Raw genomic sequence first — 22,806 nt, 5'->3', positions numbered from 1 at the left:
CGCCGATGCTGCGGCATCTCGACATCCGCGACATGCTGCTGATCGACCGGCTGGAGCTTGATTTCCGGCCGGGCCTGAACGTGCTGACGGGCGAAACCGGCGCCGGCAAATCCATTCTGCTGGACTGTCTGGGCTTTGTGCTGGGCTGGCGTGGCCGCGCCGATCTGGTGCGTGCAGGCGCTGCGCAGGGCGAGGTGACGGCCGTGTTCGAGTTGCCCGACCGACATCCGGCCCGCGATATCCTGTCCCAGGCCGGGTTCGCGCTTTCGGGGGACGAACTGATCCTGAGGCGCGTGAACGGCGGTGATGGTCGCAAGACCGGCTGGATCAACGATCGCCGCGCTTCGGGCGAGGTGCTGCGGCAGCTTTCGGAAACGCTGGTCGAACTGCATGGCCAGCACGACGATCGCGGTTTGCTCAATCCGCGCGGTCATCGGCAATTGCTGGATGCCTTTGCCGGGCTGGACCTGACGGCGCTGCGCCAGGCCTGGGCCGCCCGGCGCGAGGCCCGCACCGCGCTCGAGGCGGCCGAGGCCGCGCTTGCCGCCGCCCGTCAGGAAGAGGATTTTCTGCGCCACGCCGTTGCCGAACTGGACAAGCTGGCGCCGCAACCCGGTGAAGAGGCCGCGCTGGACAGCGCCCGGCGCAGCATGCAGGCGGCAGAACGTATCCGCGCCGACGTTGCCCGTGCGGCGCAGGCCTTGGGTAGTGACGGTGCAGAGGGCGCAATGCTGGATGCGGTGCGCTGGCTCGAAGCCGCTGCCGACCGCGCCGAGGGCCGGCTCGAGGCGCCGGTGGCGGCGCTGCAGCGGGCCTTGATCGAATTGGGCGAGGCAAGCTCGGGGGTGGAAGCCGCGCTCGAGGCGATGGAATTCGATCCTCGCGATCTTGAAGCAACCGAAGAGCGGCTGTTCGCGCTGCGGGCCTTGGCACGCAAGCATGATGTGCTGGCCGACGATCTGGCGGGTCTGGCCGATCGGCTGCGCGAACGTCTGCTGCGGATAGATGCCGGCGAAGCCGATCTGGCGCGCCTGCAGCAGGCCGTAGCCCAGGCCGATCTGGAATATCAGGCCGAGGCCGACGCGGTCAGCCGCCAGCGCGCCACGGCGGCCAAGCGGCTCGATGCCGCGATGGCCGCCGAGCTTGCGCCGCTGAAGATGGAGCGGGCGGTTTTCCAAACCCTCGTCAGCGCCGCCGAGCCCGGACCCGAAGGCCAGGATGCGGTCACCTTTACCGTCGCCACCAATCCCGGCGCACCGGCCGGGCCGCTGGATCGCATCGCCTCGGGCGGCGAGCTGTCGCGCTTTCTTCTCGCGCTCAAGGTCTGCCTGGCGCGGGGAAATGATGCGCTGACCCTGATCTTCGACGAGATCGACCGGGGGGTGGGCGGAGCCACCGCCGATGCCGTCGGCAGACGACTGGCGCGCCTGGCCGAAGGCGCGCAAGTGCTCGTCGTAACCCACAGCCCGCAGGTGGCCGCGTTGGGTGGGCATCATTTCCGGGTGTCGAAGTCGATCCGCAACGACATGACCACATCCTGCGTGGCGGCTCTGGATCCGGATCAAAGGGTGCAGGAAATCGCGCGCATGCTTTCGGGAGAGGCGATCACCCCTGCTGCGCGTGAGGCGGCCCGAGCGCTGCTGCAGGGATAGGCCGCATCAGTCGAGGATACGGTCGATCTGGCGAATGATCGACAGCACCGTTTCGCTTTCCGGATCGTATCGGATCAAGCGGCCGTCGATGATACCGTATCGGCTTCCCGGAGGGGGATGGCTCATGCCGTAAAGACCCGGCCGCGTGACCTTGTGCAGACGCTGCGCGTCCAGCCGCTCGCCGATCCGCAGGGGCGCTGCGATTGCTGCTGTGTCGGGGTCGGCGCTGCCATGGCTGCCTGCCTGCCCAAGCGTCGCAGGCTGGGCAATCAACAGGATCAGAATCAGAACAGAACCAAGGCGCAACATGACGACAGCCTGACACAGGCAGATTGATAAATGATAAACACCGGAACCCGGGCTCGGGATCCGGTGTTCATGAAAAATTTATGACCCTGATTTCCTGTCAGGCCCGGTCGCGCCCTCTGATGGCAGCGCGCCCTCTGATGGCAGCGCGCCCTCTGATGGCAGCGCGCCCTCTGATGTCAGCCGGTGCGGTGCCTCTTTTCAAATCGGGGCAACATGGCCGAGAAATCGCGCCCACGCCCGTCCTCTTCCTCGACAAAACTGGCGTAAAGCCGGCTTGCAAGTTCGCCCATCGGCGTATCGGCATCGACTGCGGCGGCCGCCTGCTGGCTTAGCCGAAGATCCTTCAGCATCAGCTCGGCCGCAAATCCCGGCTTGTAATCGTTGTCGGCGGGCGACTTTGGACCGACGCCCGGCGCGGGGCAATAGGCGTTCATGCTCCAGCTGTAGCCGGACGAGGTCGAGACCACGTCGAACATCTTCTGCCGGTCCAATCCCAGCTTGTCGGCCAGGGCAAAGGCTTCGCAGGTGGCGATCATGGTGACGCCCAGGATCATGTTGTTGCAGATCTTGGCGGCCTGACCGGCGCCGGAATCGCCGCAATGCACGGCCTTTTGTCCCATGATCTCGAAAAGCGGTCGCACCCTGTCAAAGGCATCGGCGTCGCCGCCGACCATGAAGGTCAGCGTGCCCGCCGCCGCGCCCGTCACCCCGCCCGAAACCGGCGCATCCAGCGCGCCCAGGCCGGCGCCGCGGGCCTGCGCCGCCACCGTGCGCGCGCTGTCGACATCGACGGTCGAGCAGTCGCACAGCACCGCACCGGGCGCCATGGCGGGGATCAATTCGTCCGCGACGCTGCGCAGGATGGCGCCATTGGGCAGCATGGTGATGACGACCTCGGCGCCTTGCGCCGCCTCTGCCGCGCTGGCGGCCGGGGTGACGCCCTGCGGCATCGGTGCCGCCAGGTCGAAGCCGGTGACCTGATGGCCGGCCTTGGCCAGATTGGCGGCCATCGGCCCGCCCATGTTGCCCAATCCGATGAAACCGATCTTCATGCGCATTCCTCCCATCTGATTTCGGCATTGGCCAGCGGCGCCAGCATGGCCGCGACATGTGCGGGGCTGGCGTCGGCGGACCATTTCGGGTTGCGGTCCTTGTCGATCAGCTGCGCCCGGACGCCTTCCAGGAAATCGCTTTCGGCTGTGGCACGGGCGGTAAAGCGCAGTTCGCGCGACAGGCTTTGGCGCAGGTCGCTGTCCTGACGTGCCGCCCGCACCAGGGCCAGCGTCGCGGCCATCGACAGGGGCGAATTGCGCCGCAGCGGCTTCAGCGCGGCCTCGTCGCCGCGTTCGGTCAGCCTGGCAATGATCTCATCGACGCTGTCGGCGGCAAAGGGCGCCAGGTCCAGCTGTGCAAGCGGTGCCGCGGGCGCGGCTCGGCCCTGGATCAGCGACAGATCGGCGGTTTCGGCCAGCCGGTCGATCAGCTCGGCCCATTCGGCTTCGGGAAGATACACATCGGCAAAGCCTGCATGAATCGCATCGCCCGGACCCATGCGCGCCCCGGTCAAACCCAGATATTCGCCGGCATGTCCCGGTGCCCGCGCCAGCAGCCAGCTGCCGCCCACATCCGGGATCAGGCCGATTCCGCATTCGGGCATGGCAATCTGGGTGCTGTCGCCGACAATGCGATGGCTGGCGTGACCGCCGACGCCGACGCCGCCGCCCATGACAAAGCCCTGCATGAAGGCGACGATGGGCTTGGGAAATTCGGCGATGCGCGCATTCATACGGTATTCGTCGGCAAAGAAGGCCTGGCCGACGGCGTGATCGCCGGCCAGCCCCGCGCGATAGACCGCCGCGATATCCCCGCCCGAGCAAAAGGCTCGGTCGCCCTGGGCGTCGATGATGACCAGTGCCACCTGCGGATCGTCGCGCCAGGCGCACAGCGCCGCATCGATGGCCAGCGCCATGTCATGGCTCAGCGCATTCAGTGCCTGCGGGCGGCTGAAGGTAATGCGACCGGCCTTGCGGTCCTTGCGGGTGGTGATGTCAGCCATTCACGTCCTCTCGGCCAGCAGGGCGCGGCTGACGATCAGCCGCATGATTTCATTGGTGCCTTCCAGGATCTGATGCACGCGCAGGTCGCGCACGATCTTTTCGATGCCGTAATCGGCCAGATAGCCATAGCCGCCGTGCAGTTGCAGGCATTGGTTGGCGACCTCGAAGGCACGGTCGGTCACCAGCAGCTTGGCCATGGCACAGAACTTGGTGGCATCGGCGGTCTTGTGATCCAGCTTCCACGCGGCCTGGCGCAGGAAGATGCGCGCCGACTGCAACGCCGTTTCCATCTCCGCCAGCCGGAACTGCAGGGCCTGGAACTGGTCCAGGCTTTGGCCGAAGGCGCGCCGTTCCCCCATATAGCGCAGGGTCGCATCCAGCGCCGCCTGCGCGCCCCCCAGCGCGCCGGCCGAAATGTTCAGCCGGCCGCCATCCAGCCCCGCCATGGCATAGGAAAAGCCGCGCCCCTCTTCGCCGATCAGGTTTTCTTCGGGGATCACGCAATCGTCGAACTGCACCTGGGCGGTCGGTTGCGCCTTCCAGCCCATCTTGTGCTCCAGCGCCCCGAAGCTGAGGCCGGGTGTGCCCGCCTCGACCACCACGGTCGAGATGCCGCGCGGCCCGTCCTGGCCGGTGCGCACCATGACCAGATAGCAGTCCGAATAGCTGCCGCCCGAGATGAAGGCCTTGGTGCCGTTCAGTTTCCAGCCCCCCGGCACCCGTTCGGCGCGGGTGCGCAGAGCGGCCGCATCCGATCCCGAGCCGGGTTCGGTCAGGCAATAGGAAAACACCTTCTGCATGCTGCACAGATCGGGCAGCCAGCGGGCCTTGTTCTCGGGCGTGCCGAACTTGTCGATCATGCCGCCGCACATGTTATGGATCGACAGGAAAGACCCGACCGAGGGGCAGGACATCGCCAGCGCCTCGAACACCAGGGTGGCGTCCAGCCGCGACAGGCCGGTGCCGCCGAATTCCTCGTCGACATAGACCCCGCCAAAGCCCAGTTCGGCGGCCTGGCGCCACAGATCGCGGGGGATGGTGCCCTGATCCTCCCACGCGCGGGCATTGGGGGCGATCTGTTCGGCCCCGAAATCCCGTGCCATGTCGAAGATGGCCTGCTGTTCCTCGCTCAATGCGAAATCCATGCGTCCCCCCTTGCGAATGTCGTGCTTGCCGTCCCGAATGGCGACGGGCTGCGGGCGGGGTCGCCCCCGCCCGATCGTTTCAGTCCAGCGCCTTGAAGTTCAGGCTGGCCCCGTCCTTGATCCCCGAGAACCAGCGCGCGGTCACGGTCTTGGTCCGGGTATAGAAGCGGAATGCGTCGGGACCATACTGGTTCAGATCGCCGAATGCCGATTTCTTCCAGCCGCCGAAGGTGTAATAGCTCAGCGGCACCGGGATCGGAAAGTTGATGCCGACCATGCCCACGTTCACCCGGCTGGCGAAATCGCGGGCGGTATCGCCATCGGCGGTAAAGATCGCGGTGCCGTTGCCATAGTCATTGTCCATGACCAGCTTCAGCGCCTCTTCGTAGTTCTGGGTGCGGACCGTGGACAATACCGGACCGAAGATTTCTTCCTTGTAGATGTCCATGTCGCGGGTCACGCGGTCGAACAGCGACGGGCCGCAGAAAAAGCCGTTCTCGTAGCCCTGGATGCTCAGCCCGCGACCATCGACCACCAGATCGGCGCCCTGCTGCACACCGGATTCGATCAGCCGGTTGATGCGCTCCTGCGCGGCCCTGGTGATGACCGGGCCGAAATCCACATCCTCGCCGGCGGTATAGGGACCGACCTTCAGCTTTTCGATGCGCGGCACCAGCCGTTCGATCAGCGCATCGGCGGTCTTTTCCCCCACCGGCACCGCGACCGAGATCGCCATGCAGCGTTCGCCCGCCGCGCCGAAGCCCGCGCCGACCAGCGCGTCGGCAGCCTTGTCCAGATCGGCGTCGGGCATGATCAGCATGTGGTTCTTGGCGCCGCCGAAGCACTGTGCGCGCTTGCCGTTGCTGGCCGCGCGGCCATAGATGTATTGCGCGATCGGGGTCGAGCCCACAAAGCCCACGGCCTGAATGGTCGGGTGATCCAGGATCGCGTCGACGATTTCCTTGTCGCCGTTCACCACCTGCAACACCCCGTCGGGCAGCCCCGCTTCCTGCGCCAGCCTTGCCAGCATGATCGAGGTCGAGGGAACCCGTTCCGAGGGCTTCAGGATCATGGCATTGCCGGCGGACAGCGCCGGCCCCATCTTCCACAGCGGGATCATGGCCGGAAAGTTGAACGGCGTGATGCCGGCGACCACGCCCAGCGGCTGGCGCATGGCGTAAAGGTCGATGCCGGGGCCGGCATCGCCGGTGTATTCGCCCTTGAGCATCGCCGGGGCGCCCATGCAGACCTCGATCACCTCAAGGCCGCGCTGCACGTCGCCGCGGGCGTCGGGCAGGGTCTTGCCGTGTTCGCGGCTGACCAGCTCGGCCAGGGCGTCCATGTTGTCGTTGATGAGCTGGCCGAATTTCATCATCACCCGCGCGCGGCGCTGGGGGTTGGTGGCGGCCCAGGCGACCTGTGCCTTTTCGGCGCTGCGCACGGCCGCGTCCAGTTCGGCCGGCGTCGCCAGCGGCACCTTGGCGATGATTTCGCCGGTGGCGGGGTTATAGACATCGCTGAACCGGCCCGAGGTGCCCTTGACCTCTTTGCCGTCGATCCAGTGGCTCAGTTCCTGCATGGCTGTCTCCGTCGGGTTCGCTGTCGCGGGGATCATAGGCTTGCATCCCTGCCGCAGAAAGAGGCAGTGTGGCAAAAGCGTTTTGCATTTCTGCAAAGGCCGGGCATGGATTGGGATGATCTGCGCATCTTTCTGGCGGTGGCGCGTGCCGACAGCCTGTCCGGCGCCGGCCGGCGGTTGGGTGTCGATGCCTCGACCGTGGGCCGCCGGGTGGCGCGGCTTGAGGCGGCGCTGGGGGCCAAGCTGTTTCTCAAGACGCCACAGGGCTATGCGCTTGCGCCCGAGGGCGAGCGGCTGCTGCCCCATGCCGAGGCGGCCGAGGCGGCGCTGACCGGCGCGGCCGAGGCGCTGACCGGCCCCGGCGACCTCGGCGGGCAGGTGCGTATCGGCGCCCCCGACGGTTGTGCCAACTATCTGCTGCCGCAGGTCTGCGCGCGGCTGTGCGAATCGCACCCGGGGCTGGAAATCCAGATCGTCGCCCTGCCCAGGGTGTTCAACCTGTCGCGGCGCGAAGCGGACATGGCCATCGCCGTATCCCAGCCGCAGGCGGGTCGGCTGGTGGTGCAGCGGCTGACCGATTATCACCTGCATCTGGCCGGGCATCAGGATTACTTGCGCCGGCACCCGCCGATCCGCAGCCGCGCCGACCTGCAGGGGCATCGCATGATCGGCTATATCGCCGACATGATCTTTGACCGCGAACTGGATTATCTGCCCGAAACCGGGGCCGATTGGGCGCAGCTGACCTCGAACTCGGTGTCGGTGCAGATGCAGGCGATCCGCGCCGGGGCGGGCTTGGGAATCGTGCACGATTTCGCCATTCCGTTTTGCCCGGGGGTGCAGCGGGTGCTGACCGACCAGATCGCGCTGAAACGCAGCTTCTGGTTGATCCGCCATGCCGACGACCGCCGGTCCCAGCGCATGACCCGGCTGGCCGAGGCGCTGGCCCAGGGGCTGCGGGCCGAGGTGGCGCGGCTCGAGGCGCTGGTGCAGCCCTGATTGCTGCGGCTGCACATCGGCCTTGACGCAAGCGCGGGTTGCGGCAACGCTGACACAAGGCCGTTTCATGAGCCTGATGCCAGGAGGACAAACATGCTCGTCACCCAGATCCTGTCGATGAAGCCCAATGGCGATATCTTCACCATCGCCCCCGGCGCCAGCGTGGCCGAGGCCGCCAAGCTGCTGTCGGAGAAGCGGATCGGCGCGGTGGTGGTGTCCGAGGATGGAAAGATCCCGCTGGGCATCCTGTCTGAACGCGACATCGTGCGCGAATTGGGCCGGCGCGGCGCACCCGTCCTTGATGCGCCAATCAGCGAGCTGATGACCCGAAAGCCGATGACCTGCACCAAGGGCGAGGACGCGCTGGTGATCCTTGAACGGATGACCCAGGGACGTTTCCGCCACCTGCCCGTGGTGAACGACGCCGGTGAGATGATCGGCCTGGTGTCGATCGGCGATGCGGTTTCCGCCCGGCTCAAGGAACTGGCGGCCGAGAAAGAGGCGCTGACCGGGATGATCATGGGCAACTGACGTCGCCTGCGCAGGCCAGTGGGCGCAACCGCTTGCAGTTTCGCGGAAATCCTGTTTGACTGCGGGAATCCGCACGAAGGTGGAGCCATCATGCGCATTGGCCTGTATCCCGGCACTTTCGACCCGATCACCCTGGGTCATATCGACATCATCGAGCGCGCGATGGAACTGGTCGACCGGTTGGTGATCGGCGTGGCGATCAACCGGGACAAGGGGCCCCTGTTCCCGCTTGAGGACCGGGTGGCGATGGTGCGCAGCGAATGCGACCGCATCGCCGCTGCCTCGGGCGGGGAAATCGTCGTGCATCCCTTTGAAAACCTGTTGATCGACTGCGCGCGCGACGTGGGTGCCAGGGTCATCGTGCGCGGCCTGCGCGCCGTGGCCGATTTCGAATACGAGTTTCAGATGGTTGGCATGAACCGCGCGCTTGATTCGAATATCGAGACCGTGTTCCTGATGGCGGACGCGCGGCGCCAGGCCATTGCCTCGAAACTGGTCAAGGAAATCGCCCGTCTGGGCGGGGATGTGTCGAAATTCGTGTCGCCTGCGGTCGAGCAGGCCCTGAAGGCCCGATTCGCCCGCTGAGACTTTCGCTTTTGCCACAGCCTGCTAACCTGTGTTCGTCGACACAGGACGTAACAGGCATGACCGAACCCAGGCCGTTTCCGCAGCCCATACCCGAGCGTGAGCCACCGCCGCTACCCGATCCGGCGCCGGACCCGGGCCCGGATGAAATTCCCCTGCCTGCCATCATCGGCATGGGCACCATCGGACAGGTGCTGGTCGAGGGGTGGCGCGACTTCCGCAGGGCGCCGGCCTTTGGCCTGCTGTTTGCGGCCTTTTACGTGCTGGGCGGCTGGGTGCTGGCCACGGTGGCGCTGGCGGCAGGGCAGGAGTGGTGGCTGATGCCCTTTGTCGTCGGCTTTCCCCTGCTTGCACCCTTTGCCGCCGTAGGCCTTTACGAGGTCAGCCGCCGCATCGAGATGGATCAGCCCCTGGACTGGCGCCAGATCCTGGGGGTGGTGGTGGCGCAAAAGGATCGACAGGTTCCCTCGATGGCCATGGTGATCCTGCTGATGTTCATGTTCTGGGTATTTGTTGCCCACACCATCTTTGCGCTGTTCATGGGCGTGTCGTCGCTGACCAACATCACCAAATCGGCCGAGATCCTGTTTCACGGCAGGGGGCTGGTGATGCTTCTGGTGGGCACGCTGATCGGCGGCGGCTTTGCGGCGGTGCTGTTCTCGATCACTGTCGTTGGCCTGCCGCTCATTCTCGACCGTGAGGTCGACCTGATTTCCGCAATCATTGCCAGCTTTCAGGCGGTCGCGGCCAATCCGCTGGTGCTGGCGGTCTGGGCAGCAGTGATCGCGGCGCTGCTGTTTGCGGCCATCGCGACAATGTTCATCGGGTTGCTGGTGGTGCTGCCGGTTCTTGGGCACGCCAGTTGGCACATGTATCGCCAGCTGATGCCCGACCCGACCCCTGAACCCTTGCGACTGCGGGCATGAAAAAGGGCGGCCGCAGGGCCGCCCGACATCGACTGACGCCGTCCTGACTATTCGCTGTTGGCCAGCCGGGGCGTGACCGGAGCCGCAAGTTTTGGCGCGGCAGATTTCGTCAACGGGTCTTCCTGGCGTTGCACAGAGCCCTCGAAATGCGCGCCCGATTCAATGGCGATGGTCTTGTGGATGATGTCGCCCTCGACGCGGGCGGTGGCGGTCAGTCGCACCTTCAGACCGCGCACGCGGCCGACGACGCGCCCATGCACCACGACCTCTTCAGCGACGATCTCACCGCGAATCGTGGCGCTTTCGCCGACAATCAGCTGATGGGCACGGATATCGCCTTCGATCGTGCCCTCGATCTGGATATCGCCTTCGGTTTGCAGATTTCCGCTGACCGTCAGATCGGACGACAGGATCGACGGTGCGGTGCGGCCGCGCGCAGCCGCGGCGGATTGGGCCGCGGGGACATCAGCCGGGTTTTCCAGAGGCCGGGCGGTCGCGGGCTCGGGCGCCGTCTGGGTGCGGGGGCCGGGTTCGGTGACACGGGTCTTAGAAAACATTCTGGGCAGCCTTGATGAAGGTCATGGGGTTCATGGCCTGACCGTTCACCCGCACTTCGTAATGCAGATGCGAACCGGTCGAGCGTCCGGTATTGCCCATATCACCGATCCGCGTGCCACGCGACACCTTTTGCCCGACCTTGACCCGAATCTTGGACAGATGGCCGTAGCGGGTTTCGACACCCAGCGCGTGCTGGATCTTGATCAGGTTGCCATAGCCGCGCTGCCATCCGGCAAAGATCACCGTGCCCTCGGCGGTCGAATGGATCGGCGTGCCGACCGGGGCGGCCAGATCGATGCCTTCATGGGCGCGGCCCCAGCGGCGGCCGAAAGGCGAGGTGAACCGGAATGCAGACTGCACGGGCATCGCCAGGGGCATCTTTTCCACGGCAATGCGATAGCTGTTCATCTGGTCCAGCGTGATCAGGATCTCGTTGGCCTTGGCTTCGCCCTGCGTGATCTCGGCATTGCCGCTGGAGGAATAGCTGATCGGGTTCAACGGCCCGCCCTGGCCGGAATACCCCTTGCGCACGGTCTCGAGGATCTGATCGGGATTCATCCCCACACTGCGGAACATGTCGTCCAGCGGCTTGACCGAAACTGTCACGGCGTCTTCCAGCTGGGTCAGGATCTCGTCGTTGCGGGCGATGATCTGGTCGCGCTCGATTTCCAGCGCCTGGGCCGTGCGCCGCGCGTCCTGTGCCTCGCGCAGGGCCGTGGCCCGTTCGCTTGCCGCCTGGCGCAGTTCACCCGACAGGATATCCAGCGCCGCCTGCAGTTCGGCGGCATCGGCAGGCGCGTCCGTGGCGGACAGCCGGCTTTCGGCCTTGTGCTGGGCGGCGACGGCCTGCTGGAGGTTGGTTTGCACCACGCCAAGGCCAGTTTCCAGCTCATGCCGGCGGGCCTCGGACTCCAGCAGCTGCGATTGCATGCGCGAAACCTGATCCAGCGCTACCGCAAAGCGGTTCTGTGCGGCCGCCGCTTCGGCCGCGCGCGTGTCGCGTTCGGCCGACAGATCGGTCAGCCGCGATTCCAGGGCCATTTGTGATCGGCGGGCTTCGTCGCGGGACGATCCCGCACTGATGGCATCGATCACCAGGATGGAACTGGCGATGATCGACCAGCCCACAAGCAGCGCAATCCCGCCCAGGGCGGCGAGCTGGGTGGTCGGTCGCAGGCGCAGAAATCGCGTCGAGCTTTCCGATTTCAGGAAGAGACGCTGTTCAGGCAGCCAGCGCTCAAGCACCGAATTCAGACTATGGGTAATGCGCAATGTCCCGGATCCATTGTTGTTGCATGACCACCCAGGCAGGGGCGGTTGCGGCTGGCATGCATAAATCGGAACTGTGCCAAAACCGCAACATGCCACGAAACGGCGACCAAACCTTGGGCGGATTGATGCCTATGGCAGGGGGGCGACCGGTGGAACCTTGCCGGTCTTGCCGCGTTGGGTCAGCCGTCTCTGGCGGGGTAGCGGTTCAGGAAAACTCGTAGGGCAGGGGGCCGGGGCGGTCCGGGGGAATGCGGATGGTGCGGTCAACCGGGGGTACCGAGCGCTGATGACAGTTGGGTCGCGGGCAGATCCGGCAGGACACGCCGATCGGCTCGAACAAGGCGGGGTTGCCCAGATCCAGGCCGTCGGCATAGACCAGATCGCGGGCATAGGCGATCTCGCACCCCAGTCCGATCGCAAAACGGCGCACTGGCGCCCCGAAGGCTCCGGCCGGTTTGGAAACGTCGCGCGCCAGCAACAGGTAGCGCTTGCCATCCGGCGTTTCGGCAAGCTGACGCAGAAAGCGGCCCGGCGTCTCGAAGGCCTGATGGACATTCCACAGCGGACAGGCGCCACCAAAGCGGGCAAACTGCATCCGGGTCGCGGAATGGCGCTTGGTAATGGTGCCCGCCTGATCCACACGCACGAAAAAGAACGGCACCCCGCGCGCCCCGCCTCTTTGCAGGGTTGAAAGGCGATGCGCAACCTGCTCCAGAGAGGCGTGAAACAGATGCGCCAACCGTTCCAGATCGTGGCGTTCGGAGCGGGCGGCGCTCAGGAAACGGCCATAGGGCATCATCGCCGCACCGGCGAAATAGTTCGCCAGCCCAAGGCGTGCGATATCCCGCGCCGAGACATTTCGGAACCGCCCAAGTTCCAGGGTGGCCTCCAGCAGTTCGGCGCGGCTTTCCAGCGCCAGCAGGTGCAGCAGCTGAAAGGCCTGGGTCGCCGGTTCGGCCGCTGCATTCAGGGTGATGTGCTGGCCCTGGCGACGATAGACGGGCCCCACGCCCAGTTCCTGGGTGCTGACCGTGATTCCGCGCTGTGTCAATGCGGCAATGGCCCGCTGCAGCGGCGGCATCTCTGGCTGGCTGCGGGCAAAATGTTCCGCCGCGCGATCCACCGCATCGATGTAGTTGTCGCAATAATGGAAGAAATCGCGGACCTCTTCCCATGCGGAAGAGGTGGCATTCTGCGCCCCAGAACCGAGCGCCTCGTCCAGCGCCGCCAGCCTTTCCTGCCCTTCGCGATGGGCGCGATACAGGTCCAGAAAGGCGCGTGCCAGCGCCGGAGCGTTGGTGGCAGCAAGGCGCAGATCGGCCCGCGGCGGCGGGTTGTCGAACAGCGGATCGGCCAGCGCCTCGGCCATGTCGATGACCATGCGTTCGGCGTCGCCGACCGCCATCGCGCCCAGATCGACGGAAAATTCGGCCGCCAGCCGCAGCAGCACCCCCGCCGACACCGGGCGGTGATTGTTTTCCATCTGCGACAGATAGGGCAGCGAGACCCCAAGCCGGTCGGCAAAGGCCCGCTGGGTCAGGCCCGCGCGCGCGCGCGTCTCGCGCAAAGCCACCCCGGCATAGATCTTTTGCGTAGCCATCTGGACCAACCCCGTTTGCAAATTATCGGATATGCTTTGCAAAGGGGGGTGGGCAAGGGGTATCAGACGCCGGCGCGCATCACCTGAGCCTGGCGAAGGATCACCCAGACCCCCGCAAGGATCGAACCCAGCGAAACCAGCGTCATGATCGCCAAGAGCGGCGCTGCAGTGGCGTCATCGTGCAGGAATGCCCCGGCCAGCGCGGCCAGTCCCGCGCCGCCCGCGACCGCCATTGCACCCCCAAGCCCGCTCGCGGTGCCCGCCAGTTCCGGGCGCACGCTCATCATGCCGGCGTTGGCATTGGGCAGCAGCATTCCGTTGCCCAGCCCCATGAACGCGACCGAACCAAAAAAGATCAGCGGTGTCTGTTCGGCCACCAGATCGACCAGCAAGGCCGCGAAGAGCGGCACGGTGGCGACCACGCCCCCGGCCAGAATCATCCGGTTCATGCCCACCCGGGTCGAGAACCGGGCCGAGATGAAATTGCCCAGCGCATAGCCGATCGAGGGGGCAGCGAACCAGTAACCCACCTCGGCCGCAGACAGGTGCAGAACCGTGCGCCCCACGAAGGGGGCGCCCCCCAGATAGGCATAGAACGCCCCCGCGCTCAGCGTCGCGGCCAGGGCATAGCCCCAGAAGCGTTGCGATCGGGCAAGGATGGGATAGGTGGCCAATTGCTGGCGCATCGGCACGCCGCCGCCGCGCGCGGTTTCGTTCAGGTCGAACCAGCAGACGGCCATCACCGCCAGCGCGGCCACGCCCATGACCACAAAACTGGCCTGCCAGCCGAAAGCCTCGTCCAGCACCCCGCCAAGGATCGGCGCCGCCATCGGCACCAGCGACATGGCCATGGTGACATAGCCGATCATGCTGGCCGCCGATTCCGCCGGCACGATGTCGCGCACCACCGCGCGGCTCATCACGAAGCCCACGGTCACCGTGGCCTGGATCAGGCGAAAGGCCATGAACCAATGTGCATCGGGTGCCCACAACGTTCCCAGCGTCGCCAGCACGAAGATGCCGAACGCGCCCAGCACCACGGGCCTGCGCCCGAATCGGTCGCTGATCGGCCCGCACAGCAGTTGCAGCACCGCGCTGACACCCAGAAATGCCGATACCGACAGCTGCATGAAGGCATATTCCACGCCGAAATCCCGTGCCATTCCGGGCAGAGAGGGCAGGAAGATGTTCATGGCCAGGGCGCCGGTTGCTGAAAGCAGCACCAGCGTGATCAGATGCGGGCGGCGGGGCGGGACGGATACGGCGGCTGTCATCTCTGCTTCATCCGCATTGTGGGTGCGGAAGGCAACGGTCCGTTGACGCGACGTTACGCCGCTTTCAATGCGACGTGCCGAAATTGTGAAAGATCAGGAACGCGCCGAGGCAGATCAGCGCAAAGCCGGCAATGACGTTCAGGGTGATCTTTTCGCCCAGATAGGCCCATGAAAACAGCACGAAAACCGAAAGACTGATGACTTCCTGAATGGTTTTCAGCTGTGCGGCGCTGAAATGGCCATAGCCGATGCGGTTGGCCGGCACCTGCAGGACATATTCAAAGAACGCAATGCCCCAGCTGACCAGGATCACCGTCAGCAGCGGCGCCGACTTGAATTTCAGATGCCCATACCAGGCAATCGTCATGAAAAGATTCGAGGCCACGAGCAGCCCCACCGTTACCACGGGCACCGGCAGATTCATTCCGAACGATCCCATGAGCGATGTTTCTCGAGATTGCCGAATCGCGTGAACCGCCCCTCGAAGGACAGTTCGACCGTGCCGATCGGGCCGTGGCGCTGCTTGCCGATGATGACCTCGGCCTTGCCGTGGCACGCCTCCATGATCTGCTGCCAGGCGGCCATCTTGTCCAGATCATGATCGGCCGGCTTTTCGCGCTCGCGGTAATACTCCTCGCGAAAGACGAACATGACGATATCGGCGTCCTGCTCGATCGAACCCGATTCGCGCAGGTCGGAAAGCTGCGGGCGCTTGTCCTCGCGCGATTCCACCTGGCGCGACAACTGCGACAGGGCGATGACCGGGATGTCCAGTTCCTTGGCCACGGCCTTCAGGCCCTGGGTAATCTCGCTGACTTCATTGACGCGGCTGTCCTTGGCCGAGGCCGCGCGCAGCAGCTGCAGATAGTCCACGATCAGCAGGTCAAGCCCCATCGTCCGCTTGAGCTTGCGTGCCCGCGCCGCCAGCTGGTTGATCGGCAATGCCGGCGTATCGTCGATATAGAGGGGACAGTTCGACAGGTCATGCGCGGCCTGGACAAAGCGGCGGAATTCCTCTTCGGTCATGTCACCCCGACGGATCGCCTCGCTGGGAACTTCGGCCGCCTCGGACAGGATGCGGGCAGCAAGCTGTTCGGCCGACATTTCCAGACTGAAAAAGCCGACGACGCCGCCAGCGACGGTGCCGTGGCTGCCATCGGGCAATTCCCCCATGCGATGGGCCTTGGCCACGTTGAAGGCAATGTTCGTGGCCAGCGAAGTCTTGCCCATCGAAGGCCGTCCCGCCAGGATGATCAGGTCGGAACGGTTCAGCCCCCCCATCTTGTTGTCCAGGTCGATCAGACCGGTGGAAATCCCCGACAGCCCGCCGCCGCGGCTGAAGGCGGCGTTGGCGGCGTTCAGTGCGCCCGTGACAGCCGCCAGAAAGCTTTGGAAACCGCGTTCTGCCACGCCTTGTTCGGCCAGCTTGTAAAGCGTCTGCTCGGCCTCCTTGATCTGGTCCTCGGCGGAATCGTTGACAGAAACGGTGGTTGCGCGCGCCGCGATATCGTGACCCAGCGCGATCAGGTCGCGGCGCAGGGCGAATTCGCGGATCATCTGCGCGTAATCGCGCGCGGCATGGGACGAAATCGCCGCCCCCGCCAGCCGCGCCAGATAGGCGGGCCCGCCCAGTTCGCGCAGCCCCGGGTCGTTTTCCATGAAGGCCTTGACCGTCACCGGGCTGGCCAGCGCATTCTTGGAAATGCGTTCGACGCAGATTTCATAGATGCGCCGGTGCACGGGGTCGTAGAAATGCCGGGCCTGAACCAGACGCGAAACGTGGTCATAAACCTCGTTGTTGGTCAGCAAGGCACCCAGCAGCTGCTGTTCGGCCTCGATGGAAAAGGGCACGGCCAGTTCGGCCGCGGCCGAGGCGATCTCGCTGGGCTTCCTGATTTCGACGGCGCGCAACTCGCTCATCCTTGGCTCCGGAAGTTCGACGGGGACAGATAGCCCTTATCCACCTTATCCGGGGCGGGGTCCATCGGGATATCCTGTGGATAAGCTGTGGAGGAAATCCGACCCGCGCCGTGGTCCGGGGAACGGGTCGGTGATGCTGCCTCCGGCACGCAGTTTGTCAGGGATGGGCGGCCTGCCAGGCGCGCGGATCGGTCAGAAAGCTTTCAACCTCGGCCAGGGTCGCGGCGTCGTAAAAGCCCTGGTCCTTGGCCTCGGCCAGCACATCCCACCAGGTGCACAGATGATGCAAGGTCACGCCGTGATCGGCCAGACGCTGCCGGGTTTCCGGAAAGATGTCGTAATAGAAGATCACCGCGGTATGGTTGCAGCTGGCGCCGGTGTCTCGGATCGCATCGACAAAGCTCAGCTTCGAGCCGCCGTCGGTGGTCAGATCCTCGACCAGCAGCACGCGCTGGCCTTCGGTCATGGTGCCTTCGATGCGGGCGTTGCGGCCGTAACCCTTGGGCTTCTTGCGCACATAGGTCATCGGCAGTTCAAGCCGCTCGGCCACCAGCGCGGCAAAGGGGATGCCCGCGGTCTCGCCGCCGGCAATGTTGTCGAAGGCATCGAACCCCGCGTCGCGCAGGACGGTCGCCGCCATGAAATCCATCAGCGTCGAGCGGATGCGCGGATAGCTGATCAGCTTGCGACAATCGATATAGGTCGGCCCCTTCAACCCCGAGGCATAGGTATAGGGCTCGACGGCGTTGAAATGCACCGCCTTGATTTCCAGCAACATGCGGGCGGTCAGCCGGGCGATTTCCTCGCGCGGGGGAAAGGGCAGGGTCATGCGGGATCCTCGACGTGCCAGAACAGCGGAAAGCCCGGGTCGAACACGGTCACCGTGTCGTCGCCGGCAGAGATATGCGTGGGATAGCTGGCGGGCGTGTCGCGACGCACCAGCCGGATGCGGTCATCGCTGGCCGGCAGACCATAGAAGGCCGCGCCGTGCAGCGAGGTAAATCCTTCGAGCCGGTCCAGCGCGCCTTCCTCTTCGAACACCTGGGCCAGGATCGACAGGGTGTTGGGCGCGGTGAAGCAGCCGGCGCAGCCGCAGGCCGATTCCTTGGCCCGATCGGGGTGCGGGGCCGAATCGGTGCCCAGGAAGAAGCGCGGATCGCCCGAGGTCGCGGCCGCGCGCAGCGCCAGGCGATGGGTTTCGCGCTTGGCCACCGGCAGGCAGTAGTAATGCGGTCGGATCCCACCCACCAGGATGTGGTTGCGGTTGATGACCAGGTGGTGGGTGGTGATGGTGGCGCCAATGTCGTCGTTGGCGCGCACGTAATCGGCGCCTTCGGTGGTGGTGATGTGTTCCATGACCACCCGCAGCCCCGGCGTGCGGCGCCGGATCGGCTCCAGCACACGGTCGATGAACACCGCCTCGCGGTCGAAGATGTCGACGGCCGGATCGGTGACCTCGCCATGAACGCACAGCGGGATCCCGGCCGTGGCCATGGCCTCGAGCACGCCGCGCACCTTGTCGAAATCGCGCACGCCACTGGCGGAATTGGTCGTGGCCCCGGCGGGATACAGCTTGACCGCCGTGACGATGCCGGCCTGATGCGCGGCCAGCAGATCGGCGGCGTCGGTGGTTTCGGTCAGATACAGCGTCATCAGCGGACGCAGCGTCACGCCGGCAGGCAATGCCGCCAGGATGCGGTCGCGATAGGCGGCGGCCTGCGCCCCCGTCACCACCGGCGGCACGAGGTTCGGCATGATGATCGCGCGGCCGAAATGGCCGGAATATGAAGCCACTGCCTGCAGCATCTGGCCGTCGCGCAGATGCAGGTGCCAGTCGTCGGGACGTCGCAGCGTTACGGTCTGGGTCATGAAATCGCTCTGTAGCGGGGATGGCGCTACGGCCATAGGGCAAAAGAATGTTCGACGAAAGGGCTTGGCAAGGCTTTCGCGTGGGTGCAAGGCTTGCTTTTGTGCGGTTTGTGAAAGGTGACGGCCATGTTCAGCTTATGGTCGATGCAGACGCCATTGCTGTTGTGGCGGCAAGTGGCGCAGATGAGCATCGAGGCGCAGACAGTGATTGCCCTGCGCACGGCAGGCATGATGGGACTGATCCGCCAGGACGCGGCCGAGCCCCAGCGCATGGTGATCGAAAAGGCCAATGCGGCATCCGAGGCGATGCAGGCGGCGATTCGGGCCGCGGGGCAGGGGCAGCGCGCCGACAAGGTGATGGCGGCGGCACTGCGTCCTTATCGCCGGCGCACCAAGGCGAATGTCCGCCGGCTTTCCAAAAAGAAGTGACGCCTGCCTGGCGCAGGCCGGAAATGAAAAACGCGCCCGCAAGGGCGCGTTTTCGTTTGCAGGCCAGCGGGGCCGTCAGATCAACTTGCCCATTGCGACCGCGGTGTCTGACATCCGGTTGGAAAAGCCCCATTCGTTGTCATACCAGGTCAGGATGCGGCACATGCGCTTTTCCATGACCTTGGTCTGATCCAGGTGAAAGACCGAGGAATGCGAATCATGGTTGAAATCCGACGATACCAGCGGTTCGTCGGTATAGCCCAGGATGCCCTTCAGCGGGCCGTCGGCGGCGGCGCGGATGGCGGCATTGATTTCCTCGACCGAAGTATCGCGGGCGGCCTCGAACACCAGATCGACGACCGAGACATTCGGCGTTGGCACGCGGATGGCGACGCCGTCCAGCTTGCCCTTCAGCTCGGGCAGGACCAGACCCACGGCCTTGGCCGCGCCGGTCGATGTCGGGATCATCGACAGTGCCGCTGCGCGGGCGCGGTAGAGATCCTTGTGCATCGTGTCCAGCGTGGGCTGGTCGCCGGTATAGCTGTGGATCGTCGTCATGAAGCCGCGGGTGATGCCGATCGCGTCGTTCAGCACCTTGGCCACCGGCGACAGGCAGTTGGTGGTGCAGCTGGCATTCGACACCACGATGTCGTCGCGGGTCAGGGTGTTGTCATTGACGCCAAAGACGATGGTCTTGTCGGCATTGTCGCCGGGCGCGGAAATCAGCACCCGCTTGGCGCCCGTGGAAAGATGCGGTTGCACCTTTTCCTTCGAGGTGAAGATGCCGGTGCATTCCATGATCACGTCGACATCACCCCAGGGCAGCTCGGCCGGGTTGCGGATCGCGGTCACCTTGATCGGACCGCGCCCGACATCGATGCTGTCGCCGCTGACCGTGACCTTGCCGGGGAAACGCCCATGGACCGAATCGTAGCGCAGCAAGTGGGCGTTGGTTTCAACCGGCCCAAGATCGTTGATTGCGACCACCTCGATATCGGTGCGCCCCGATTCGATGATCGCGCGAAGCACGTTCCGACCGATCCGGCCAAAGCCGTTGATCGCCACCTTGACAGCCATGGTATCCCTCCGACGCTGATGATGTGTCGCGCTGCTGATAGCCCGGCTTGCGGCGGGACGCAAAGGGGGACCGCCGCTGAAAGCCGTGAAAACTGCGCATTTGCCCGTGAATGGCGCGCATCGTGCGACATCACCGCCAGAAGCTGAGATATTCGATGAAATCTGCCAGATGGCGCGCCAGCATCAGCGTCAGCCGGCCGTCCTGAGTCAGCAGGTCGATGCCCAGGAACGCCAGAATCAGCGCGCCCAACACCACCGCAATCTGATTTGTCACCTTGCCTTGTTCCTTTGTTCTCCTGGGGCTGTGTGATCCGGTTCAGCAGCCTGATGCATCCAGGTCTGTTTATCATGTGCCAGACACATGGATTGGTGGGGTGCAAGGCCGTCAAGCCCTTATCCGCTGCCATCCGCTGACCCGTCGTCGGATGGCGGCCCCGGCACTGCACCCTCATCTTCGGCTTCGGCAGAGATCAGGAACAGGTCGCCTGCAGCTTCCATGCGCCGGATGACGGCGACCACCTGATCCATCGCCTCTTCCGCGTCGCGGGCTGACACCTTGCCAAGTTCCTGCATCTCTTCGCGCAAGGATTGTGCAAGGCGCGTGGAAAGGCCTGCCAGCAGGAAATCGGCGGTGTCGGCCAGTTCGCCCGTCGCCCCGGCAAGCGCCTTTATCAGCACGGCATTGTCCACTTCGCGGATGATGCGGGCGATGTCGCGGGGGTCGATACGACGCGGAATATGTGCCCATGTGAAGATGTTCTTTCGCACCGCATTGGCAAATTCCGGATCCTCGCGCTCAAGCCCGTCAAGAACCCGGTCGCGGGTGGCCGAAGGCGACGAGTTCAGGATCGCGCCAACCCGCTCGCCGGCATCGCCCGCGATCTGCGGCTGTGGCAGCGCATCGGCTGCCTGGATCAAGGCCTTGCCAATGCGCTGCAGGGCCTCTGCCTGGATGCGACCGGTCAGCGACATCGCATGAGCAATCCGGCGCGCGAGGTCGGCATCCAGCAGCGCGAAGACCTCGGCCGCGCGGGGCACCGGCAATTTGGAAAACATCACCGCGGCAATCTCGACCGCCTCGGTCTGTGCCAGCTGTGCCAGGACCGCCGGCGCCATGATGGCGATGCGGTCCCAAGGATCGCCGGTTCCGTTCAGCGCCGCAAGCCGGCGCAGTCGATCAGTGGTTCCGGGCGACAGGTGAGTGCCAAGCAATTCAAGCGTGCCATCGATGTTGCCGGGGAACGACAGGCCCACCGATTCCAGCCGGTCGCAGAATTCGGCAACGATGGCATTGCGGGTGTCACGGTCGACCAGATCCATCAGCGCCATTTCCTGGGCCAGATCGGTCTGCAATTCGGGCGGCAGGCGCGACAGGTCCAGATCCTCACCCTCGGCCAGGATCAGCCGCACGATCACAGCCGCCTTCTGCCTGGGATTGAGCGCTGCCTGTGCGATGGTCGGCACACCCATGGATTGCCCCCGATTCCGTTTCGTCCGGGGGCAATCTGCCAGCAAAATGCCAATGACCGGTTAACGCGCGGCCTGATCGCCGAAAACGCGCGCGAAAATCGTGTCCACGTGCTTGGTGTGGTAGCCCAGATCGAATTTTTCCTCGATCTCGGCGGGGGACAGCGCCGCCGTTACCTCGGGGTCGGCCAACAGTTCGGTCTTGAAATCGGCGCCCTGTTCCCAGACCTTCATCGCGTTGCGCTGCACCAGGCGATAGGCGTCCTCGCGCGATACGCCGGCCTGTGTCAGCGCCAGCAGCACCCGTTGCGACATGACCAGCCCCTTGAACTTGTTCATGTTCTTCAGCATGTTATCGGGATAGACCACCAGCTTTTCGATCACGCCCGCCAGCCGGTTCAGCGCGAAATCAAGCGTGATCGTCGTATCCGGCGCAATGCCGCGCTCGACCGAGGAATGGCTGATGTCGCGTTCGTGCCACAGGGCGACATTCTCCATCGCCGGGATCACCGCCATGCGCACCAGGCGCGCAAGGCCGGTCAGGTTTTCGGTCAGCACCGGGTTGCGCTTGTGCGGCATGGCCGAGCTGCCCTTTTGCCCGGGGCTGAAATATTCCTCGGCCTCGAGCACCTCGGTGCGCTGCATGTGGCGGATCTCGATGGCGATGTTCTCGATCGAGCTGGCGATCACGCCCAGCGTGGCAAAGAACATCGCATGACGGTCGCGCGGGATCACCTGGGTGCTGATCGGTTCCGGGCGCAGGCCAAGCTTGGCGCAGACATGTTCCTCGACCCGGGGATCGATGTTCGCGAATGTGCCGACCGCGCCCGAGATCGCGCCGGTGGCGATTTCGTCACGCGCCAGTTCCAGGCGTTTGCGACCGCGATCCATTTCCGCGTAAAACCGTGCAAAGGTCAGGCCCATGGTCGTCGGTTCGGCGTGGATGCCGTGGCTGCGGCCGATGCGGATGGTATCCTTGTGCTCATAGGCGCGCTTTTTCAGTGCTGCCAGCACACGGTCCATGTCGGCCAGCAGAATGTCTGCGGCGCGCACCAGCTGCACGTTCAGCGTGGTGTCCAGAACGTCCGAACTGGTCATGCCCTGATGGACGAATCGTGCCTCTTCGGCACCCACATGCTCGGCCAGATGGGTCAGAAAGGCGATGACATCGTGCTTGGTCACGGCCTCGATCTCGTCGATGCGGGCCACATCGAATTCCACGTCGCGCGCCTTCCACACCGCTTCGGCGTTCTCGCGCGGGATCACGCCCAGATCGGCTTGCGCGTCGCAGGCATGCGCCTCGATCTCATACCAGATGCGGAACTTGGTTTCGGGCGACCAGATGGCGACCATCTCGGGGCGGGAATAGCGCGGGATCATCGGATTCTCCTGTCTTTGCCGGGCCTCTTAACGGCGGAACGCAGGGTCCGCAACAAATTGCCCGCAGGGCTTCCCGACAGATCGATGGTGCGGGTGGAGGGACTTGAACCCCCACGCCTTGCGGCGCCAGAACCTAAATCTGGTGCGTCTGCCAATTTCGCCACACCCGCACGAAGG

At 65.0% G+C, this 22,806-nt stretch carries 23 protein-coding genes and 1 tRNA gene; 6 read left to right on the top strand and 18 right to left on the bottom strand.

What is annotated here, in order from left to right; all coding sequences use genetic code 11:
* The first annotated feature begins 5 nt into the window (after positions 1 to 5).
* Entirely contained in the window at positions 6 to 1,652 is a 1,647-nt protein-coding gene (gene recN / locus GB880_RS13515) for a DNA repair protein RecN (RefSeq protein WP_263467192.1), read from the top strand.
* A 6-nt stretch (positions 1,653 to 1,658) separates the two neighbouring features.
* Here recN and GB880_RS13510 read toward each other — a convergent pair whose 3' ends face one another.
* The 5 genes from GB880_RS13510 to GB880_RS13490 all read right to left on the bottom strand — a co-directional run bounded on the left by GB880_RS13510 (position 1,659) and on the right by GB880_RS13490 (position 6,742).
* Positions 1,659 to 1,961 carry a hypothetical protein gene (locus GB880_RS13510; RefSeq protein ID WP_154494394.1) on the bottom strand — a complete coding sequence of 101 codons (303 nt, stop codon included), beginning with the start codon at positions 1,959 to 1,961 and terminating at the stop codon, positions 1,659 to 1,661.
* Positions 1,962 to 2,137: 176 nt separating this feature from the next.
* Positions 2,138 to 3,013 (bottom strand): 3-hydroxyisobutyrate dehydrogenase, encoded by an 876-nt coding sequence (gene mmsB / locus GB880_RS13505; protein ID WP_154494395.1) that lies wholly within the window; start codon positions 3,011 to 3,013, stop codon positions 2,138 to 2,140.
* Positions 3,010 to 4,017, bottom strand: coding sequence for an enoyl-CoA hydratase/isomerase family protein (locus GB880_RS13500; RefSeq protein WP_154494396.1), 1,008 nt, complete (start codon positions 4,015 to 4,017; stop codon positions 3,010 to 3,012). Before GB880_RS13500 ends, mmsB begins: the two co-directional genes overlap by 4 nt.
* Positions 4,018 to 5,163, bottom strand: a complete 1,146-nt coding sequence (locus GB880_RS13495) for an acyl-CoA dehydrogenase family protein (RefSeq protein ID WP_154494397.1) — start codon at positions 5,161 to 5,163, stop codon at positions 4,018 to 4,020.
* A 79-nt stretch (positions 5,164 to 5,242) separates the two neighbouring features.
* Positions 5,243 to 6,742: a CoA-acylating methylmalonate-semialdehyde dehydrogenase gene (locus GB880_RS13490; protein ID WP_154494398.1), complete on the bottom strand. Its 1,500-nt coding sequence runs from the start codon at positions 6,740 to 6,742 to the stop codon at positions 5,243 to 5,245.
* Between the two features lie 105 nt (positions 6,743 to 6,847).
* Here GB880_RS13490 and GB880_RS13485 point away from each other — a divergent pair, with 105 nt between their 5' ends.
* The 4 genes from GB880_RS13485 to GB880_RS13470 all read left to right on the top strand — a co-directional run bounded on the left by GB880_RS13485 (position 6,848) and on the right by GB880_RS13470 (position 9,783).
* Positions 6,848 to 7,741, top strand: a complete 894-nt coding sequence (locus GB880_RS13485) for a LysR family transcriptional regulator (protein WP_263467191.1) — start codon at positions 6,848 to 6,850, stop codon at positions 7,739 to 7,741.
* A 93-nt stretch (positions 7,742 to 7,834) separates the two neighbouring features.
* Positions 7,835 to 8,272 (top strand): CBS domain-containing protein, encoded by a 438-nt coding sequence (locus tag GB880_RS13480; RefSeq protein WP_154493898.1) that lies wholly within the window; start codon positions 7,835 to 7,837, stop codon positions 8,270 to 8,272.
* 90 nt (positions 8,273 to 8,362) lie between these two features.
* On the top strand, positions 8,363 to 8,857 hold the full coding sequence (coaD, locus tag GB880_RS13475) for a pantetheine-phosphate adenylyltransferase (protein WP_154493897.1): 495 nt from the start codon (positions 8,363 to 8,365) through the stop codon (positions 8,855 to 8,857).
* Between the two features lie 59 nt (positions 8,858 to 8,916).
* Entirely contained in the window at positions 8,917 to 9,783 is an 867-nt protein-coding gene (locus GB880_RS13470) for a DUF2189 domain-containing protein (RefSeq protein WP_154493896.1), read from the top strand.
* Positions 9,784 to 9,830: 47 nt separating this feature from the next.
* Here the strand turns inward: GB880_RS13470 and GB880_RS13465 are convergent, their stop codons facing one another.
* The 8 genes from GB880_RS13465 to pyrC all read right to left on the bottom strand — a co-directional run bounded on the left by GB880_RS13465 (position 9,831) and on the right by pyrC (position 18,276).
* A complete protein-coding gene (locus GB880_RS13465; protein ID WP_154493895.1) occupies positions 9,831 to 10,340 on the bottom strand; it encodes a bactofilin family protein in 510 nt (169 codons plus the stop codon).
* Positions 10,330 to 11,613: a M23 family metallopeptidase gene (locus GB880_RS13460; protein ID WP_154493894.1), complete on the bottom strand. Its 1,284-nt coding sequence runs from the start codon at positions 11,611 to 11,613 to the stop codon at positions 10,330 to 10,332. Before GB880_RS13460 ends, GB880_RS13465 begins: the two co-directional genes overlap by 11 nt.
* Before the next feature lie 205 nt (positions 11,614 to 11,818).
* On the bottom strand, positions 11,819 to 13,213 hold the full coding sequence (locus tag GB880_RS13455; RefSeq protein WP_154493893.1) for a helix-turn-helix domain-containing protein: 1,395 nt from the start codon (positions 13,211 to 13,213) through the stop codon (positions 11,819 to 11,821).
* Positions 13,214 to 13,275: 62 nt separating this feature from the next.
* On the bottom strand, positions 13,276 to 14,487 hold the full coding sequence (locus GB880_RS13450) for a multidrug effflux MFS transporter (protein ID WP_154550649.1): 1,212 nt from the start codon (positions 14,485 to 14,487) through the stop codon (positions 13,276 to 13,278).
* 64 nt (positions 14,488 to 14,551) lie between these two features.
* Positions 14,552 to 14,911, bottom strand: coding sequence for a DMT family protein (locus GB880_RS13445; protein ID WP_154493892.1), 360 nt, complete (start codon positions 14,909 to 14,911; stop codon positions 14,552 to 14,554).
* On the bottom strand, positions 14,908 to 16,407 hold the full coding sequence (locus GB880_RS13440) for a replicative DNA helicase (protein ID WP_154493891.1): 1,500 nt from the start codon (positions 16,405 to 16,407) through the stop codon (positions 14,908 to 14,910). Before GB880_RS13440 ends, GB880_RS13445 begins: the two co-directional genes overlap by 4 nt.
* Positions 16,408 to 16,564: 157 nt before the next feature.
* The gene (locus GB880_RS13435; RefSeq protein ID WP_154493890.1) at positions 16,565 to 17,236 is read right to left on the bottom strand and encodes an orotate phosphoribosyltransferase; all 672 of its coding nucleotides are present in this window, start codon (positions 17,234 to 17,236) and stop codon (positions 16,565 to 16,567) included.
* On the bottom strand, positions 17,233 to 18,276 hold the full coding sequence (pyrC, locus tag GB880_RS13430; RefSeq protein WP_154493889.1) for a dihydroorotase: 1,044 nt from the start codon (positions 18,274 to 18,276) through the stop codon (positions 17,233 to 17,235). Before pyrC ends, GB880_RS13435 begins: the two co-directional genes overlap by 4 nt.
* Before the next feature lie 126 nt (positions 18,277 to 18,402).
* Here pyrC and GB880_RS13425 point away from each other — a divergent pair, with 126 nt between their 5' ends.
* Complete coding sequence (locus tag GB880_RS13425) at positions 18,403 to 18,705, top strand: antibiotic ABC transporter (protein WP_154493888.1); 303 nt, start codon at positions 18,403 to 18,405, stop codon at positions 18,703 to 18,705.
* Positions 18,706 to 18,780: 75 nt separating this feature from the next.
* On the opposite strand, the gene gap is transcribed toward GB880_RS13425, so the two are convergent.
* From gap to GB880_RS13400, 5 genes are all read right to left on the bottom strand, one after another.
* The gene (gene gap, locus GB880_RS13420) at positions 18,781 to 19,782 is read right to left on the bottom strand and encodes a type I glyceraldehyde-3-phosphate dehydrogenase (RefSeq protein WP_154493887.1); all 1,002 of its coding nucleotides are present in this window, start codon (positions 19,780 to 19,782) and stop codon (positions 18,781 to 18,783) included.
* Between the two features lie 130 nt (positions 19,783 to 19,912).
* The gene (locus GB880_RS13415; protein WP_154493886.1) at positions 19,913 to 20,056 is read right to left on the bottom strand and encodes a hypothetical protein; all 144 of its coding nucleotides are present in this window, start codon (positions 20,054 to 20,056) and stop codon (positions 19,913 to 19,915) included.
* A 119-nt stretch (positions 20,057 to 20,175) separates the two neighbouring features.
* Positions 20,176 to 21,252, bottom strand: a complete 1,077-nt coding sequence (locus GB880_RS13410; protein ID WP_154493885.1) for a flagellar motor switch protein FliG — start codon at positions 21,250 to 21,252, stop codon at positions 20,176 to 20,178.
* Between the two features lie 60 nt (positions 21,253 to 21,312).
* Complete coding sequence (purB, locus tag GB880_RS13405) at positions 21,313 to 22,629, bottom strand: adenylosuccinate lyase (RefSeq protein WP_154493884.1); 1,317 nt, start codon at positions 22,627 to 22,629, stop codon at positions 21,313 to 21,315.
* Between the two features lie 85 nt (positions 22,630 to 22,714).
* Positions 22,715 to 22,799: transfer RNA gene (locus GB880_RS13400), tRNA-Leu, on the bottom strand.
* Positions 22,800 to 22,806: the final 7 nt, after the last annotated feature.

Origin of the sequence: Paracoccus sp. SMMA_5_TC (genome assembly GCF_009696685.2) — a bacterium.
In the GTDB taxonomy this organism is placed as follows: Bacteria; Pseudomonadota; Alphaproteobacteria; order Rhodobacterales; family Rhodobacteraceae; genus Paracoccus.
This window is presented reverse-complemented; position numbering and strand designations above follow the sequence as displayed.

What these genes read in the sequence shown, in the direction of transcription:
- recN (WP_263467192.1), top strand. Translation starts at nt 6, where the DNA reads ATGCTGCGGCATCTCGACATCCGCGACATGCTGCTGATCGACCGGCTG.
- GB880_RS13510 (WP_154494394.1), bottom strand. Translation starts at nt 1,961, where the DNA reads ATGTTGCGCCTTGGTTCTGTTCTGATTCTGATCCTGTTGATTGCCCAG.
- mmsB (WP_154494395.1), bottom strand. Translation starts at nt 3,013, where the DNA reads ATGAAGATCGGTTTCATCGGATTGGGCAACATGGGCGGGCCGATGGCC.
- GB880_RS13500 (WP_154494396.1), bottom strand. Translation starts at nt 4,017, where the DNA reads ATGGCTGACATCACCACCCGCAAGGACCGCAAGGCCGGTCGCATTACC.
- GB880_RS13495 (WP_154494397.1), bottom strand. Translation starts at nt 5,163, where the DNA reads ATGGATTTCGCATTGAGCGAGGAACAGCAGGCCATCTTCGACATGGCA.
- GB880_RS13490 (WP_154494398.1), bottom strand. Translation starts at nt 6,742, where the DNA reads ATGCAGGAACTGAGCCACTGGATCGACGGCAAAGAGGTCAAGGGCACC.
- GB880_RS13485 (WP_263467191.1), top strand. Translation starts at nt 6,848, where the DNA reads ATGGATTGGGATGATCTGCGCATCTTTCTGGCGGTGGCGCGTGCCGAC.
- GB880_RS13480 (WP_154493898.1), top strand. Translation starts at nt 7,835, where the DNA reads ATGCTCGTCACCCAGATCCTGTCGATGAAGCCCAATGGCGATATCTTC.
- coaD (WP_154493897.1), top strand. Translation starts at nt 8,363, where the DNA reads ATGCGCATTGGCCTGTATCCCGGCACTTTCGACCCGATCACCCTGGGT.
- GB880_RS13470 (WP_154493896.1), top strand. Translation starts at nt 8,917, where the DNA reads ATGACCGAACCCAGGCCGTTTCCGCAGCCCATACCCGAGCGTGAGCCA.
- GB880_RS13465 (WP_154493895.1), bottom strand. Translation starts at nt 10,340, where the DNA reads ATGTTTTCTAAGACCCGTGTCACCGAACCCGGCCCCCGCACCCAGACG.
- GB880_RS13455 (WP_154493893.1), bottom strand. Translation starts at nt 13,213, where the DNA reads ATGGCTACGCAAAAGATCTATGCCGGGGTGGCTTTGCGCGAGACGCGC.
- GB880_RS13450 (WP_154550649.1), bottom strand. Translation starts at nt 14,487, where the DNA reads ATGACAGCCGCCGTATCCGTCCCGCCCCGCCGCCCGCATCTGATCACG.
- GB880_RS13445 (WP_154493892.1), bottom strand. Translation starts at nt 14,911, where the DNA reads ATGAATCTGCCGGTGCCCGTGGTAACGGTGGGGCTGCTCGTGGCCTCG.
- GB880_RS13440 (WP_154493891.1), bottom strand. Translation starts at nt 16,407, where the DNA reads ATGAGCGAGTTGCGCGCCGTCGAAATCAGGAAGCCCAGCGAGATCGCC.
- GB880_RS13435 (WP_154493890.1), bottom strand. Translation starts at nt 17,236, where the DNA reads ATGACCCTGCCCTTTCCCCCGCGCGAGGAAATCGCCCGGCTGACCGCC.
- pyrC (WP_154493889.1), bottom strand. Translation starts at nt 18,276, where the DNA reads ATGACCCAGACCGTAACGCTGCGACGTCCCGACGACTGGCACCTGCAT.
- GB880_RS13425 (WP_154493888.1), top strand. Translation starts at nt 18,403, where the DNA reads ATGTTCAGCTTATGGTCGATGCAGACGCCATTGCTGTTGTGGCGGCAA.
- gap (WP_154493887.1), bottom strand. Translation starts at nt 19,782, where the DNA reads ATGGCTGTCAAGGTGGCGATCAACGGCTTTGGCCGGATCGGTCGGAAC.
- GB880_RS13410 (WP_154493885.1), bottom strand. Translation starts at nt 21,252, where the DNA reads ATGGGTGTGCCGACCATCGCACAGGCAGCGCTCAATCCCAGGCAGAAG.
- purB (WP_154493884.1), bottom strand. Translation starts at nt 22,629, where the DNA reads ATGATCCCGCGCTATTCCCGCCCCGAGATGGTCGCCATCTGGTCGCCC.